Genomic DNA, 16,559 nt, shown 5'->3' with positions numbered 1-16,559 from the left:
CGTCGGGCATTGCTTATACGCATTGAATCGTGTAATTTTTGTAAATGAGTGTTTACGCTGCTGTTTGAAGGGCTATTTCAACAGTTCTCTATTGTTATCACCGCTTTCAAGTACGCTCATCTGGTGAATGGCAATCTGATTGAGCTTGATCAGTCGTTCCGGCTGTGGCATCCCTTGTTCAATAAACACGGCATTTAGGTTTTCCATATTGGAGAGGCATATAAGTTCATTGATTGATGCATAGTCGCGGATATTACCCTTGAGGTCGGGATTGGTGTCACGCCACTGTTTAGCCGTCATGCCGAACATAGCCACATTCAGGACATCGGCTTCATTGGCATATATGATACTTGCCTGGGCCTTTGTAATCTCGGCGGGTATGAGATTGTGCTTAATGGCATCTGTGTGGATTCGATAGTTTATCCTGGACAACTCACGCTTAGCCGACCAACCGAGCTGTTTCTGTTCCTCTTCCTTTAGCCGCTGAAACTCCTTTACGATGTAAATCTTGAACTCGGGGCTAATCCACATCGCAAACTCAAATGCAATGTCCTTATGAGCATATGTGCCTCCATAGCGTCCGGCTTTTGCCTGTACTGATATGGCATTAGTTCGTGCTACAAATTCCTTACACTTATCTTGAAACTATTAAGTCCGGACTGATTTTTAATTATGGCGAATTCGCCATAATTAAAATCAGGGTTATACACTTTCTCCCAGATTCCAATAAACTCCAAGGTATTACGATTACGCAGCCAGTCAGTGATGAAGAAATCTCCATCTTTAGTCCGTAGCATATCAGTGAGGCAGATATAATCCTCGCCGTTAACTTTGAGGATATTGACCTCTGTATCTTTTACTATCAGTTTCGCCATGTCAGTAGTTGTATTTTTATTGAAATCAGAATTTTATAACATAAATATAATCATTTGCTTCGGTTTTGGCAACAGTTGGAAAATAGATGCTTTGGCATGTTTTTTTTAAGACGGGTGACAGGAGGCTCTCCCGGATGTGTGGATATGAAAAAGAGGGTGTACCAAAATTAAGACGTTTGGTACACCCTCTTGAGGGAAACAGTGGCAGGTTCTTATTTCACGATAACTCTTACGGTATGTGATCCTGCTTTTACAATGTATATGCCGGAGTTTACTGCTATGGCTGTGAGTCCGTCACAGATGCCTGACGATGCCACGATGCCGTCGGCACGCACTATAGTGTAGCTTTCGCCTTCAAATCCTGAGATGACGATTTTTCCATCTTGCGGATTTATTGAACCTGTCACTTCAGCTACGTCCGTCATGCCCGCCGACTTGTCGATAGAATAGCTTGACATTATCAGATAGTGTTCCGATGAATTGAGCTTGCCGTCAATGTATAGATTCATCCAGGGGCGGTTGAGATACTTTTCCGGAATTGCCACGGTGATGAACTGCCATCCGTTGCCAAGGGGCAGGGAAGCAATCTTTTCGGGGCTGCTCATGCCGTATGTGATAGCATAGATGTCAATCGGGTCGGCACAGTGGTGGCCTGTCCACACTTCAAATGTGGCATATGCTTCTGTAAGGCTGCTTGTAGATACTTTGGGCAGACGCATCCTTACTTTGGCTGACGGCTCATCAGTGTAGCCAATAATGGCAAATGTGGACTGATTGCCGGTGAAATCGGGATGAACAAGTTCAGGCTGTCCGATTGACCATGCTCCGTTGCTGTACTCTGATGTTGGGGCGCTGGCACTCATGGGCTGATATTGAGGCTGTAGATTGTCAAAACGGTCAAGAATGGGAAGAGAGTAGGGTGTTCCGACAATCTCGCTTACGAAGTACACTGCCTTTGATGCACCTGCCGCGTTTTCTGCTACGACTGCTATGCGGGTGAATTTCTGTGGAGTGCCCTTGGGGAACACTACCGTGTGTTCAGTGACATCCATTTCGGTGCGGAACGGCTCGTAGATAAATGAACCGTCCGGTTCAACTTCACCTATGAGATAATGAATGCCTGTGGTCTCGAAATAGCCTCCGTTTAGTGACTCTTTGGGTGCCGACCACTTTAGTTCCACGCTCATGTTGTCTTCGCTAATCCGGGAGCTGAGATTTTCGACCCAGCTCAGCATGTCCATTCCGGTAAATACCGAAACCTCATTTGTGCGACCTGTCGCACCATCGATTTCTGCCACGACAGAGATATAGTTGTCGCCTTGTGCGGTAGGCACGGTTATCGTGATTGACTCACCGGCTTTGCCCTGAGTCGACACTTCGCTTGCTCCGGTAGCCTTGACGGTGATTATTTTGTCGCTTTCGATGTCGGCTCCGCTGATATATTTCGTCGGGAGGGTCATGCTTATTGTCGCTGTAAGGTCGGCATCACTTGATGACACCACCTTTAGCGAGCTTACCGCTTCGGGCGAATTGATGCTGAAATCGGTCGCTTGAATACGTATGTTTTTGACGATAAGGTCTTTCTGGTCGGGGTCTGACACGCCATGTACGGCGATGTAATATGTCCCGGCTTCGGGGATGGCAAATATGCCCGAATAGTCGACCCATTCGTTGAACTTTCTTGCACGGGTCTTCTCGATGACCGGTATTGTCATCGCTTCCGGATCAGGTGCATTTCCTGCCCATACCTCAAAATATTCATGAGAGCTTGTCATGCCTCCGCGTGCGGCAGAGATAGTGACAGAGTAGACTTTGTCGGCATCGGGAAGCATGGTGACGGGCATGATTAACCAGTCGTCGGGGTGTTCATAGCTCCAGCCTGAGGCAAAGCAAAGGTCGCCCCACTGGTCGGAAAGTCGCCATGTGCCATATTCGGGGCTTCCATCGCGGTTGATGTATGTGCAAAGTTCCGCTTGCTTCTCTGTAGGTATAATTTGGACAGGCAGAGACAACGGTTGTCCGAGAATCACTTTATCGGAAATTCCTTCTTCCGAATCCATGCCGTTGCATGTCGCCACGACCTTAGCCCTGAAAGTGTCAAGCTCCTGGTTGCTGTCAAGGTTGTAGGCCAGTGATGTGGTTTTGGTGGTGCCTATCAGTTTTTCATTAAGGTAGATCTTATATTCTATGGCTGACAGGTCGAGGTAGCCGTTATGTATGCCTTCTGTAACAGCCTCCCAGCTAATTGCATTCTCGGTAAGAGTTACATTTGCCGGGCTTTTCGGAGTGTCGTTGCCTACATATATGTGAGCGACACACGGCACACCGGTTTTGCCATTTGATTCCGCCTCAAGACGGAATGTGTAATATGCGTCATTGAGATTGGCGACTGTTACGGTTATCTCGCTGCCGGCGTCGGAACTTCCTGACTCTGTCTTGGCTCCATTGATGTAAAGCGTATAGGTCAGTTTGCCTGACAGGTCATTTCCTCCAAGCGTCTTTGACGGAAGACGGAAGCTGAGAGTGCCGTGGTGGTCAGCGTCCTTAAAGTTGCAGCCGAGATAAGTAGCTGCTGCGGGCGACGCTTCATCAGCCTTGAAATCGGAGGTGGTGAAGAATGTAAACTGTCGGTCTACGTCAAATGTGTATAGCTCTTCAACTCTTTTTTCGGATGGATAAAGCGCATACAGCCTTGATTTTGCCTCATTGACAGTAGGATTCCATAAAATATACCCGTCATAGGGGCTATACATGAGTGCGCTTGGCGAATTGGCGAGGTTGTCAAACGGAAGTTTGCAAATTTCCGTGTATGTTCCGTCACGTTCGATTTTTACAAGCGTGCCCCATGTGTTGACGCCATAAAAGCATTTGTCTACCGGATGCCAGCAAAACGAGTAGCAGCGTTCGCCTGGCTTTATTTCTGAAATCATGACTGCTTCTTCCGGCTTGTCGGCAGGTGCCGACTTGAATATGTGTCTGGTGTCAGCTGAGATGTCACCTATTCTGCCAAATCCATATATACGGTCATCGTCGGGTACATAAGCTGCCGTATAGAAATAGGGCAGATACTCATCGTAGACCTCGATGCGCCTCATCGTGACCATTTTACCGGTTGATATATTAAATTCATGGTAGGCATAATCGCCTATGAGGTCGTCGGAGCCCAATGTGTACACTCCAAGTCCGCAAAGGAGCCCGTTGCGCAGCCATCCGTTGTTAATCGAGGCGCCTATGGTCGAGTATTCATAATCCCACAGTCTTGTCATGGTTCCGTCGGGCTCAATCTCATACATGCCGCCTGTGAAACCGTCAATGTCGGCATAAGACTGATAGCCGTAAATGGTGGAGCCGGTGGCTCCCACCTTGTTCATTCCGGAGGTTTCGGGCTCGATGTAGTTGTGCAGTATTGACTTTTCACCGGAAAATATTGTTGCCGGCGTCCCTGTAATTATTTTTCCTGATCTCTCAGTAGAAAACTGCACTGTTTCATGAGAGCTGATTGTGCCTGCACAGATTAATGCAGGACATAGTGCCGATAATAGCTTTTTAGTCATATAAAGTAATAAAAAAGACCGGAACAGGCTCTTGAATCAGCCTGTTGCCGGTCGGTAATAAGGTTAGCGGTTTTTGTATATCACTTTTTCTGCCTTGCGCTCGCCACTTGTCAATGTCGAGTGCTTGATAAGCAACATTCCCTCTTCGGGAGCTGTGACTTTTCTACCGTTTACGTCGAAATATTCTACAAATGCGGCTCCGTCAGCGCTGATGGAGAGGATTGACGACAGCTTGCTGCTAAACTTGATTTCTTCCGAATTTATTGACGCGATTTCTCCGTAGTGGGCGAGGATTGTCACAATATAGTCGGTGTCAGGCTCGGGAGTGATTTCAAACTTTGGCTCGGTCACTCTTACAGCATCCTTACCGTTTACCACCACATCATAGGCGTCGGCTGTCACGGTGCTGTTTGACGGCGCTTCCCATGTGATGGTGATGCCTGTGGTCTCGTTTTCCACGGTCACTGTCTCTACAGGAGGATAGTCGTCAAGGTAGATTCCGTCGATATACACGTTGTGCTGTCCAAGGTTTTCCGATTCCAGGTTTTCCGGGATATAAGCACGGAATACAAGATTGATTTCCTCCTCCGATGTGCTTTCGAGGGCTACAACCTTCTTTACCCATGCAGCTTCTTTTTCCAGCGACGCTTCCTCGCTTATGCCGAGGTCGGCAATCTCTGTCTCCTCGTCACCGGCGCGGAATCTGACTGAGAGACGGTTGGACATGTCGGCGATTGCCGCATAATGGAATGTAAGCACAGGGCATTTAGCGTCGGAGATGTTTATTTTTGATGACACGAGCGCGTCGTAATCGCCGGGTGAATTGTACTTGTGGGAGCAAGAGGCGAAACCGTCTAAAATTTCGGCATCAAGATCACCGTGTACACCGGTGAAATCCTGAAGCAGGTAAGTATTGGCGTTGTAAGTCCAGTTTGTGCCGCCAAAATCTTCCGATGTTTCCGTCGACCAGAGATTTTCAGGAACATAGGAATCATTCCATGAGCCGGAAATCACTTTGTTGAAGTTTTCAACGAAAGGCAATTGTATTGCGGGTCCTACTACGAGGGTAGGGCGGTATTGCGCGTATCCTCCGTCGCCTTGTGCATTGTAGGCGGTCACGATATATGTGAGTTCGGTGGGAGCTGTGATGTCGTCGCAGTTATCGGTATAAGTACATTCGGTAAGCTCTCTTGCTATCTCGGTGCGGTCGTTGGTAGTGACGCGTTCTACTTTGTACAGCGTTGCGCTCTCATCGATATATCCTCCTTTTAAACCGGCGGTGGGCGCGGCCCATGTAAGTTCTACACCGGTGCCCTTAACGGTAGCGGTAAGCTCGGTCGGCATTCCCGGCACGTCATTTCCTACAAAGAGGCTGGCGGTTGCGTAGCTGCCTGTGCCATAGGCTGTCGAAGCATACAGGCGAAGCGACACTTGTGAGCCGTCCTCAAAGTCGAGAGAGAAGGTATATTCTTTGCCTGGTTCGGGATTCTCGATTGTCTTGAGTTTGTCTTCCTGATTATAGCTTACATATTGCGTGAGAGTGAGTGCGGTCAGGGGCACAGAGAGTTCATCTCCCGACTCTTCTTTAGTCGGAGCTTTTACTGTAAACTTAACCGGTGAACTTCCTTTTTCACCTGTGGTTATGGAGACAAATTCAGGTTTCTCGGGGCGTATGCCGGCAAAAATAGTCAGATACTTGCCATAGCTTGCCGCTTCTGCGCTGTTATACGATTTTGCGGTGTAAGAATAGCTGTAACCCGTTTCAAAATCATCGTCAGAAAAAGTAAGCACCGTTCCCGGCTCTACATCGGTAAACTCAGCAACCGGCTCGTCATATTCTTTCTGTTCATAGCAGGAGCGGGTGACTTTGATTTTCGCGATATTTTCAGTCAGAGGTTGTGGGTCTAAGAAATCTTGTGTTTCTGTTGGAGCTGTAAGCTCAAAGTTGATTACCGGTACATTTTCAACAAGCTCGAATTTACCTGTGAAGGTCGTCGGCTCTGCCGGTATTGCGCTTTGTGCAGTCGCTACCTGCCAGCAGCATGCCACGGCTGTGGATAATAGTAGAATTCTGTTCATAAAAATTACTTAATAATGATGGTTTATGCGCAAATATAGCAATTTATAGTTGGATTAATGAAATTTTGGCTATAAAAAGTGAATAAAACTGACAAAATGACAATCAGGCAGGCGGAATTATAAAAAAACAAGGCACCCTCGTCGAGGATGCCTTGTCATTATTTATGGCAAATGATTAATCTTCATTGCGGTCGCGACGCGGTCCACGGTCGCCGTCACGGCGGGGTCCGCGGTCATTGCGGTTGCGGTCGCCATCGCGGCGCGGACGGTCGTTGCGCGGGCCGCGGTCACCGCGGGGTGCGCGTTGCGGCTCAACCCATCCTTCGGGCTTGGGGAGAAGCGCGCGCATCGAGAGACGGTATTTACCGGTCTTCTTGTCGATTTCGATGAGCTTCACCTCTACGGTGTCGCCTTCTTTAAGTCCGGCAGCCTCCATGTTTTCGAGACGGTCCCAGCTTATCTCCGAAATGTGGAGCAGACCGTCGCGATTAGGCATGAACTCAACAAATGCACCGAAATCAAGGATTGAACGCACTTTTCCGGTGTAGACCTTGCCCTCTTCAGGTAGCTCTACGATAGCGTTGATCATCTCGAGAGCCTTGTCCATTGAAGTCTTGTTGGTAGCTGCAATCTCGATATAGCCTTCGTTGTCTATCTCGTCGATTGACACAGTAGCGCCGCTTGCTTCCTGGATGCCCTGGATTATCTTTCCGCCCGGGCCTATCACGGCTCCGATAAGTTCCTTAGGTATAGTCATGGTGACAATACGCGGCACGTTAGGCTTGTAGTCTTCACGCGGAGCGGGGATTGCCTCCTCGATTTTGTCAAGAATGTGCATTCTGCCCTCGCGAGCCTGAAGAAGAGCCTTCTCAAGGATTTCGTAAGAAAGACCGTCAACCTTGATGTCCATCTGGGTGGCGGTGATACCGTCGCGGGTTCCTGTCACCTTGAAGTCCATGTCGCCGAGGTGGTCCTCATCGCCGAGGATGTCGGAAAGCACTGCATATTTCGCTCCGTCAGTGTCGGTGATAAGACCCATGGCGATACCGCTGACGGGCTTTTTCATCTTCACGCCTGCGTCAAGAAGCGCAAGTGTGCCGGCACATACGGTAGCCATTGAAGAAGAGCCGTTTGATTCAAGGATGTCGCTCACGATGCGGCATACGTAGGGGAATCCGTCGGGGAACATGCCCTTCAGCGCTCTGTGGGCAAGGTTGCCGTGACCTACCTCGCGGCGGCCTACGCCACGCTGAGGTTTTGCCTCGCCTGTTGAGAACGGGGGGAAGTTATAGTGAAGCAGGAAGCGCTCCTTGCCCTGGTTAAGCACGTCGTCAAGTATCTTCTCGTCAAGCTTGGTGCCGAGGGTTACGGTGGCGAGAGCCTGAGTCTCTCCACGGGTGAACACAGCCGATCCGTGAGGACCCGGAACATAGTCGGTCTCAATCCAGATGGGGCGTATGTCGGTTGTCTTACGTCCGTCAAGACGGATGCCCTCGTCAAGGATGCAACGGCGCACAGCCTCACGCTCTACATCGTGGTAGTAGCGCTTTACAAGAGGAGCCTTCTCGTCGCGTTCTTCTTCAGGGAGTGATTCGATATATTCGTCGCAGATGGCGTCAAAAGAGTCCTGGCGCCAGTGCTTGTCGGCACATCCTGCCTTTGCTATGGCATAAGCCTTGTCATAGCACTTGTCATGGACATCCTTGCGCAGATCCTCGTCGTTGACCTCGTGGCAGTATTCGCGCTTTACAGTGGCGCCCGCCTCTTTGGCAAGCTCCATCTGGGCTACACACTGCACCTTGATGGCATCGTGGGCTGCTTTGAGCGCGGCAAGCAGGTCGGCTTCCGACACTTCGCTCATCTCGCCCTCGACCATCATGATATTGTCGTAGGTAGCGCCTACCATAAGCTCCATGTCGGCGCTCTTCAGCTGTTCAAATGTCGGGTCGATTACAAACTCTCCGTTGACGCGGGCTACGCGCACTTCAGAGATAGGTCCGTTGAAGGGGATGTCGCTCACTGCGAGTGCAGCCGATGCTGCAAGTCCGGCAAGAGCGTCGGGCATGTCCTCGCCGTCGGCTGAGAACATGATGATGTTTACAAATGTGTCGGCGTGATAATTGTCCGGGAAAAGAGGGCGGAGCACACGGTCAACAAGACGTGCGGTAAGGATTTCATAATCCGAAGCGCGGCCCTCGCGTTTCAAGAAGCCGCCGGGAAAGCGACCGTTGGATGAAAACTTCTCTTTGTATTCTACCTGCAGGGGCATGAAGTCGACCCCTTCGCCAGCCTCCTTGGCTGACACTACTGTCGCGAGGAGCATTGTGTTGCCCATGCGCAGTTCTACCGCTCCATCGGCTTGCTTGGCGAGCTTGCCCGTCTCAAGGGTGATCGTACGTCCGTCACCGAGCTCGATGGTTTTTTTAATTGGTTTTGCCATAAAAAGTGTTAGTCAGTTATTTTTCTTGTACAAAAAATCGCACAAAGATAGGCAATTTTGTGCATATTTCCTATAAATATATGTGTAACTTATTTATTTTATCTGCCCGGCGACTGCTAAATCCTATGCTGCGATTACGTAATGTGTTGATAGCCACGGATAACTGCCATGAATTTAGCATCGCGTGACAACCCCGTAAATGATGTTAAATACCCCCTCTGAGGCCAAATGATACCCGCTGCTTGATTATAGGGTGCAAAAGCGACAAGCTGCCTGTCAGGTGCAGAGCTTGCCTAATGTTGTCGTAAGATGTGCATGATAATGGTTTCTCCGTCAGAATACGGGTATGGTAAGAATATCAGGGATAAAATAATAATCAAAAGAATAGTGACAATAACGAAAGTTCCTATCCACAATGGTCTTTGCGGTATTTCACATAGTAGACGCTTTATTTTTTCTGAGCGCAAATCCATATTTTCAATATTGTTGTCAGCCATTTCAGTTGCCAAGTTCAAGTTGGTTTTTCACAAGGTTGTAATATATGCCTTTCTTTTCGGTCAGTGAATGGTGGTTTCCGCTTTCGGCTACCTTCCCATTGTCAAGAACGATGATTTTATCTGCATTTTTTACTGTTGACAAGCGGTGAGCCACGATGACAACAGTGCGCCCTTGGTAAAATTGCGAAAGATTCTCTACTATTTCTCTTTCGTTTTTTGCATCAAGCGCGTTAGTCGCTTCATCAAGAAATATAAAATCAGGATTTTTGTATACTGCACGGGCTATCAATATCCTTTGTTTCTGCCCCTGGCTAAGTCCTGTTCCGTCAGCTCCTATTTTTGTTTCATATTGTAGGGGCAACGATTCTACATAGTCATGTATATTTGCAATGCGGGCTGCCATTATGAGCCGGTCATTGTCGACATCTCCGTCGTCAACCGCAATATTCCGTCTGATTGTTTCTGAAAATATCACTCCATCCTGCATCACGACTCCGTAGTGACGTCTTAGCCATTCAAGGTCATAGTCGTTTATGTCACGCCCTGCTATTGACAGATTTCCTTCCTTTACGTCGTAATATCCAAGCATTAATTTTATCAACGTGGTCTTGCCCGATCCGGAGGCACCGACAATGGCGGTTATCTTGCCTGCCGGAATGTTGATTGAGATGTCTTTAAGTGTCGGTTTCGGTGAGTGGGGGTCATACTTAAATTCAACTCCGGTGAAAGTTATGCTTTTTCCCTCGCTGAAATCTTTTATGCCTCCTGTCCTTTCGCTTTCGTTGCGTTCATCGTGTATCTCATTAATGCGCTCCAATGATATTTTTACATCTTGTATGGAGTAAATAAATCCCATCAGCTGTTCGACCGGAGAATTGAGCTGTCCGATTATATATTGTATCGCAAGCATGCCTCCGAGAGTCATGTCACCGTTTATTACCGCTGTGGCTGCAAGCACCGTAATCACTACATTTTTAATCTCGTTTATAAATATGCTCCCTGCTTCTTGGGTCTGTTGCAGCTTCAGCGATTTCATTCTGATGGTAAACAAGTCGGCTTGTATATCTTCCCATTCCCAACGTCTGCGTTGCTTGCAGTCCTGTAGCTTTACTTCCTGTATTGCCGAAAGAAAGTTATAGGTCTTGTCTCTGTTGATTGCTTCACATTCAAAGATTTCGTAATCAAGTATTTTTCTTCGCTTTAGGAAGGCTGCCATCCATGACCCGTAAGCAATGCTGCCAAGTAGAAATACTATAAATATAGTGTGGTCATATATAAGTAATACAACCCCGAATACTAAAAAGCTTATCATCGTAAACAATATCGACAGGAGCTGCGATGTAAGAAAGCTTTCCACTCGTTCATGGTCGCCTATACGCTGCATGATGTCGCCGATAAGTTTTGTATCAAAGTAAGCCATAGGCAGTTTCAGCAGCTTTATCAGAAAGTCGCTTACAAGCGAGATGTTTATTCTCATCGAGATGTGAAGCAATAGCCATCTTCTTATGAAGTCGGTGACTGTGCTTCCTGCTATTATCATTACTTCACCAAGAAGTATAAGCCATATGAGTCCTATGTCTTTATGCTTTATTCCGAGGTCAACAATCCCTTGGGTCATAAATGGCATGATAAGCTGTAGTATGCAGCCCAAAGCCATTCCTGCAATGATATGGAAAAAGTATTTCTTATGTTTAATTACATATCCGGCAAGAAATTTCAGAGAGCGTGACTCTCTCCCTTTTTTACCCTGCTCTCCTGTAAAAAAGGCAGAGTCGGGCTTCAGAAACATTGCTATTCCCGTCGGGTTGCCGTCGGGTTGAAGGGGTGCCCAGTGTGACAGAAATTCTTCAGCAGAATATTTGACTAATCCTTTTCCGGGGTCGGCTATATAGTATTTTCCTTTGCGTGTGACCTTGTACAAGACCACAAAATGATTCTGATTCCAATGAAGTATAGCCGGTAGTGGTGAATGGCAGAGGTCGGAAACCGAGATTTTTCCGGCGCGAACCATGAAACCGAGATTTTCTGCCGCTTCCGAGATTCCAAGCATCGATACGCCTTCTTTCGTGGCGTGACACAGATGAGCGAGTCCCGACAGGCTTTGGTATCTGCCGTAATGTCGGCATATCATTGCCAGGCAGGCAAGACCGCATTGCATAGAGTCATGTTGTGCTACAAATGGAAATCCGGAAAACATTTTATTAGAAATAGTCAGGTGAAAAAATATATGAAGAGGTGTCAGGACTTTGATAGCTCATCCACCCTGACACATCTCCATAAGGTCAAGCAAACAAGCTGATTAGAATTTTCATTATTAAGTGATTGATTGTTGCTGTATGTCACGCCGGGGCAATGAACCTGTTTCAGGTTTACATGCTCCCCTTGATGAGGTTTTCATTTTTTCCCTTAGAGGTATTGCCGCGGTATTTGCTGTTGGTGGCGTTGAATGTATAGGTCACTCCAAGCCATACCGAGCGTGAATCGGAGGTTATCCATGACGTGCGCGTACTTGCTCCATAATAGGTCAAAATTCCGCGTTTCGATGTGTGAAATATGTCATTGGCGATAAGCGACAGCTGTAGTCTACGGTTAAATAACCACTTGTAGATGACGCCTGTGACATCAAAAGAATCACGCAACATCCGCGATGCCGCGTCATCTCCCTTGCTTTGGTATTGCATCTGCAATATTATCATCCAGTCTTTCGGCAGATTTATCGAATTGAAAAAATATATACCGAAAGCCGGCTTGCCGAATGAAAGTCTTTGATCATCTTGCTGCATTGAATACCATGGCTTTGAGAAAGAAAAAGTAAGGGAGGGGCTATAGCATCCAAACTGAGGTTGTGCCGTAACGCTTGCCGACAGGGTCTGATCCCGTTCTGTTGCGTTGACGGTTTTCATGATTTCTACCAAGGGATTGTCGGGCTCGATATATGATTGTTCCACCAGACTTCCTTTAATATTTATATAGCGGGCTCCTATTATCAGAAATTTCCACATGCCCATTAACGACAGAGTGTGAATGTCGGCTTCCTTTAGAAACGGGTTGCCGGCATTTCGCTGAAACCGGTTGACATAATGAATCTCGTCGCTATATTCGGAAAGCGGGGCATGGTTTGAATATGACCGGTAATTAAGCTGCATCTGTACTTGCCCGAACTCTTTAGACCACGTCAGCGCAGGATAGAGGTTGTAATAGCTCCGGCTATCCCTTTTTATGCCGTTTCTATATTCTGTCTGACCGGTGTGTCCATATCTCAGCCCGGCGATGATATATCCGAAAGGAAATCTGCGTGAATACTCGATATACGGTGAGAGGTTATATTCCACCATCCGCGAGTTGTAATCGGTAGTGCCGGCGTTGGTCTCCTGATAGGTCGAGCGGCTGTCGGCGAAAACATATTCCGCGCCATATTCCACTTTGCCGCCCCATAGGGTGTTTTCAATGGTAAGTTTTGCCGATACCATGTCAGTGATGTTTTTGTCGGTTGATGTCACTTCCGAAGCCAGAGTCTGCGATGTCTCCTTAATGATTTGGTTTGATTTCTGGTCGTAATTTATGTAGTCGGCATCAAGGTTGACCGTAGTTTTGCCTATTCTGCCGATATAATAAGCGTTGACTGTCTGATAGGGGGAAAACTTTTTTTTGGAAAAATTTTCAGTGATTATATTTTCATCGTTTATGCCCGCGATAGTGACGTCTTGCCATCCGGTTGATGTCGCTTCTCTTTTCAGGTTGCCTGAGATGCTGTAGCTTGCTCCGAAAGAGCTGTTTTCATTTATCGTGTAGCTCGCTCCGGTGTTGACATACAAGCCGCTGTTTTTGATATTATTTTTTGTGTATTGACTTAGCTCGACAGCCGGGTCAGTGAGTAGATTGGAGAGGGAGCTGATTTCCTGGCGGCTTGTATATATATTGTAGTGGCTGTTGACAAATATGTCTAACTGTTTATGCCGGAAATTCAGGTTGGCGTTTCCTATGAATAACGCGTTGTCGGCATGTCCGCCATTGGCGGAGAGCATGCCGCTCAATCCCTCGCCATGAGGACGGCGCGTCTTGATTTTTACAATTGCAGAGGTCTCGGGCGGATATTGCGCTCCGGGGTCTGTTATTACCTCTACGCTTACAATGTCGGTGGAGCGCAATGTCTCAAGCTCGTTTTTATTACGCATTTTTCTGCCGTTGATATAAAATATCGGAGTGCCCTTGGTCAATACCGTCCAGTCGTCGCCTACATTGACAAGCAGAGGGATGAAGCGGAGCAGGTCTTTTGCCGACCCTATGCTGCTGAGGGTAGTGTTTGCCACATTGGTGACAAGTCCTGTGCCGGTAAGCTTGGTCGACGGTTTCGGGGCGGTCACGGTCACTTCGCCAAGCTCGTTGCTTGATGGGGTCATGGCTATGTCGCCCATTTCGGCGGACGCGTCTAAGCGCTTTTCTACATTGTTGTAGCCTACATAGGTGACGCGCAGAAACATCTCTTTTTTCTCATCGTCGGGTATCATGATTTTAAATAATCCGTTTTCATCCGACACGCTTCCGGCTATGAGCGATGAGTCAGCGACACTCAGCGTCACCACATTGGCAAAAGCGAGCGGTTGACCGCTGTCGGCAGTGATTATACGCCCCGAAAGATTCCGCGCCGTCATGGCGCAGAATCCTGTTAACAAACAAATAGTGCAACATAGCAAATTTTTCATAATCCTATTGATTTTATAATTCTATTGTTTAAGAACTTGAGATAAGTTTAAATCACTACTCTTATTGATTTATTCCGATGCGTTTTTTCTCATTTTCACCGGCTCCGCTACCCTTGTATTTTCTGTTTTGATTATAAGGCAAATTAAAGAAATAGCGGGCTGTGATATTTACGCTTCTTGTATCAGAGATGGAATACTGCGAGATTGTCGAGATTCCGGTGTATAGTGTAACGTGATTGTCTGATGAGTCGAATATGTCAGATACACTTGCGCTTAGTTGCAGGCTCCGATTCATAAACCATTTATAGGCGGTTGCCGACATTATAAAATTACTTCTTTTATTGCTATGGTTGTTTTCATAATCCCCGTTTATTGATAGATTGCATGTCGCGGTCAACATCCAGTCATCAGGCAAAGTGAAAATATTATTTAATCTTATCACATATGACGGGCGGTTAAATTTTGTCATTACGTCGTTTATCGGCATCTTGAACCATGGTTTTACAAGAGTCAGAGTGAGTCGCGGATTATAGCATCCAAATTCCGGTGACGCAGTGACCGTAGCGGTCAGGCTTTTGATTGAATTTACATTCTTTAGGGTCAGTAATGTCACGTCAGGATTGGGGGCATACTGTTCACTCCACATTATCACTGCATTACGGTCATCATTATAGCTTATTTCTCCTAAGATAAAATTCCATATGGCAAGCAGTGACACGTCGTGGGTAAGTGATGATTTAAGATATGGATTGCCGCTCTGATACTGAAACCGGTCGCCATACGATACATTGTTGTCAAGTTGACTGTAGGAAGGACGTTGGGTGACAGCATTGTAGCTGAGTTGTAGCTGCATCGCCTTTATTTGAGCCGCCCATGAAAATGATGGGAAAAGATTGTCATAGTTACGGCTGAGGTTGTCGACGCGTATGCCGTTTTCAAAATAGTCGGAGGCGACATGTTCATAGCGCACTCCTGCCGACAGGTATCCGATGGGGAGCGTGATGGAATATTCGACAAACGGAGCGATATTGTCCTCGCGCAATTTTGAATGTGACGCACCTATGATTTCTTCCGGATTACGGTAAGAGCCACGCCAGGAGGTGTGGGTGTATTCCGCTCCCCATTCGATTGTGCCGTTTAAAAGACTGTTGCCAAGCACCAGTTTGGCTGCTACAAGATCGCTTGACATGTCGCTGAACGATGTAAGAGAGCGGTTTTCTTCATTTTTGCTTGCCTCGGAGGTGTATCGGCGTGAACCTCCGTTGGTTCCCATATAGTCAATGTTCAGGTCGACAGAAGTACGTCCTATTTTATTTATATAATAGGCATTTATCATGTTGACAGGCGACTTCTTCTGATAGTCGGCCATTTCGGTGTGTATTTGGTCGCGTAATATGTCTTGGTCATATATATCTGTATTGTGGTGTCCCCAGCTCTTTCCATAAGGAGTTAACGAGAAGTTGTATCTTACTCCCAATGACGAATCTATTGAACGGGTGTAGGTGAAGCCGCCGGTCACATTAAGATTTTCCGAGATGCCGTAGAGAAGTTCCGAGTTGTCATATCGGTGGGCAACGGGGGTGTTGAGATTGTGTACACCGTAATTCTCATTGCGTGATGTCGACCGGCTGTAGGCTACTGTCGAGAAAAAGTCCAATTGGCGGTAACGGTAGTTTAGAGAAAGATACTCGGTAAGGCTCGGTCTATGTTGTTGTGTATAGCTTGATAACGCGATGCCGCTTAGTCCTTCTCCTTGCGGCCGGCGAGTCTTTATTTTTACTACAGAGCCCGTCGCTGCCGGATATTTTGCTCCGGGATTGGTTATGACCTCTATATTTATGATGTCGGTCGACTGCAGGCGCTTCAGCTCGGTGAGGTCGCGCACGAGTCGTCCGTTTATGTAAAACATTGGACTGCCGTGACCCGTCACTTTCCATGAATCGCCATCTTTTTCCATTAGAGGTATATACTGCAATACTTCCTGCGCTGTGCCAAGTTGGCTGAGTTGTGTGTTGGCGACTCTTGTAAGCAAGCCTCTGCCCGTTATTTGGGTGTTTTGTCTTTTCCCTTTTACTTCAACTTCTTTGAGTGTGTTGTCGCTACGCTGTAATATGATTTCTCCTAAGTCAGATGCTTTTTCGGCGAGGATGCTTGTGGTTTCATAGCCGACATAAGAAATTGTGACGGTTATTTTATCGTCATAGTTTCCGATGTTGATGTCAAATTTTCCATCAATGTCGGTCATGTCGCCGGTAATTAGTTCTGTTGTATTATATTTGGTGATTGTGACATTGGCAAAGGCGAGGGGCTCTGCGTCTTGTGATAGCACTTTGCCGCTGACTGTCCCCGCATAGACAGTCCCGGCAAAGATTATAACCCAAGCAAACAAGCAAATTAGAATTCTCATTATT

The 16,559-nt window shown here is 47.2% G+C and carries 6 protein-coding genes and 1 pseudogene; all 7 read right to left on the bottom strand.

The window, feature by feature from the left end; all coding sequences use genetic code 11:
* Positions 1–72: 72 nt before the first annotated feature.
* Positions 73–875, bottom strand: a pseudogene (locus tag E4T81_RS02725) (KilA-N domain-containing protein).
* Between the two features lie 212 nt (positions 876–1,087).
* Positions 1,088–4,429 (bottom strand): hypothetical protein, encoded by a 3,342-nt coding sequence (locus tag E4T81_RS02720; RefSeq protein WP_135041151.1) that lies wholly within the window; start codon positions 4,427–4,429, stop codon positions 1,088–1,090.
* Between the two features lie 63 nt (positions 4,430–4,492).
* Positions 4,493–6,508, bottom strand: coding sequence for a fibronectin type III domain-containing protein (locus E4T81_RS02715; RefSeq protein WP_135041150.1), 2,016 nt, complete (start codon positions 6,506–6,508; stop codon positions 4,493–4,495).
* A gap of 175 nt (positions 6,509–6,683) precedes the next feature.
* Positions 6,684–8,948: a polyribonucleotide nucleotidyltransferase gene (pnp, locus tag E4T81_RS02710; RefSeq protein WP_135041149.1), complete on the bottom strand. Its 2,265-nt coding sequence runs from the start codon at positions 8,946–8,948 to the stop codon at positions 6,684–6,686.
* 498 nt (positions 8,949–9,446) lie between these two features.
* Positions 9,447–11,642, bottom strand: a complete 2,196-nt coding sequence (locus tag E4T81_RS02705) for a peptidase domain-containing ABC transporter (RefSeq protein ID WP_135041148.1) — start codon at positions 11,640–11,642, stop codon at positions 9,447–9,449.
* A gap of 172 nt (positions 11,643–11,814) precedes the next feature.
* Entirely contained in the window at positions 11,815–14,148 is a 2,334-nt protein-coding gene (locus E4T81_RS02700; protein WP_135041147.1) for an outer membrane beta-barrel protein, read from the bottom strand.
* A 61-nt stretch (positions 14,149–14,209) separates the two neighbouring features.
* Entirely contained in the window at positions 14,210–16,555 is a 2,346-nt protein-coding gene (locus E4T81_RS02695; RefSeq protein ID WP_135041146.1) for an outer membrane beta-barrel family protein, read from the bottom strand.
* Between the last annotated feature and the right edge of the window lie 4 nt (positions 16,556–16,559).

This window comes from Barnesiella sp. WM24, assembly GCF_004570975.1.
In the GTDB taxonomy this organism is placed as follows: Bacteria; Bacteroidota; Bacteroidia; order Bacteroidales; family Muribaculaceae; genus Muribaculum.
The sequence above is the reverse complement of the archived record's forward strand: the minus strand, read 5'-3'. Positions and strand labels throughout refer to the sequence as shown.

What these genes read in the sequence shown, in the direction of transcription:
- E4T81_RS02720 (WP_135041151.1), bottom strand. Translation starts at nt 4,429, where the DNA reads ATGACTAAAAAGCTATTATCGGCACTATGTCCTGCATTAATCTGTGCA.
- E4T81_RS02715 (WP_135041150.1), bottom strand. Translation starts at nt 6,508, where the DNA reads ATGAACAGAATTCTACTATTATCCACAGCCGTGGCATGCTGCTGGCAG.
- pnp (WP_135041149.1), bottom strand. Translation starts at nt 8,948, where the DNA reads ATGGCAAAACCAATTAAAAAAACCATCGAGCTCGGTGACGGACGTACG.
- E4T81_RS02705 (WP_135041148.1), bottom strand. Translation starts at nt 11,642, where the DNA reads ATGTTTTCCGGATTTCCATTTGTAGCACAACATGACTCTATGCAATGC.
- E4T81_RS02700 (WP_135041147.1), bottom strand. Translation starts at nt 14,148, where the DNA reads ATGAAAAATTTGCTATGTTGCACTATTTGTTTGTTAACAGGATTCTGC.
- E4T81_RS02695 (WP_135041146.1), bottom strand. Translation starts at nt 16,555, where the DNA reads ATGAGAATTCTAATTTGCTTGTTTGCTTGGGTTATAATCTTTGCCGGG.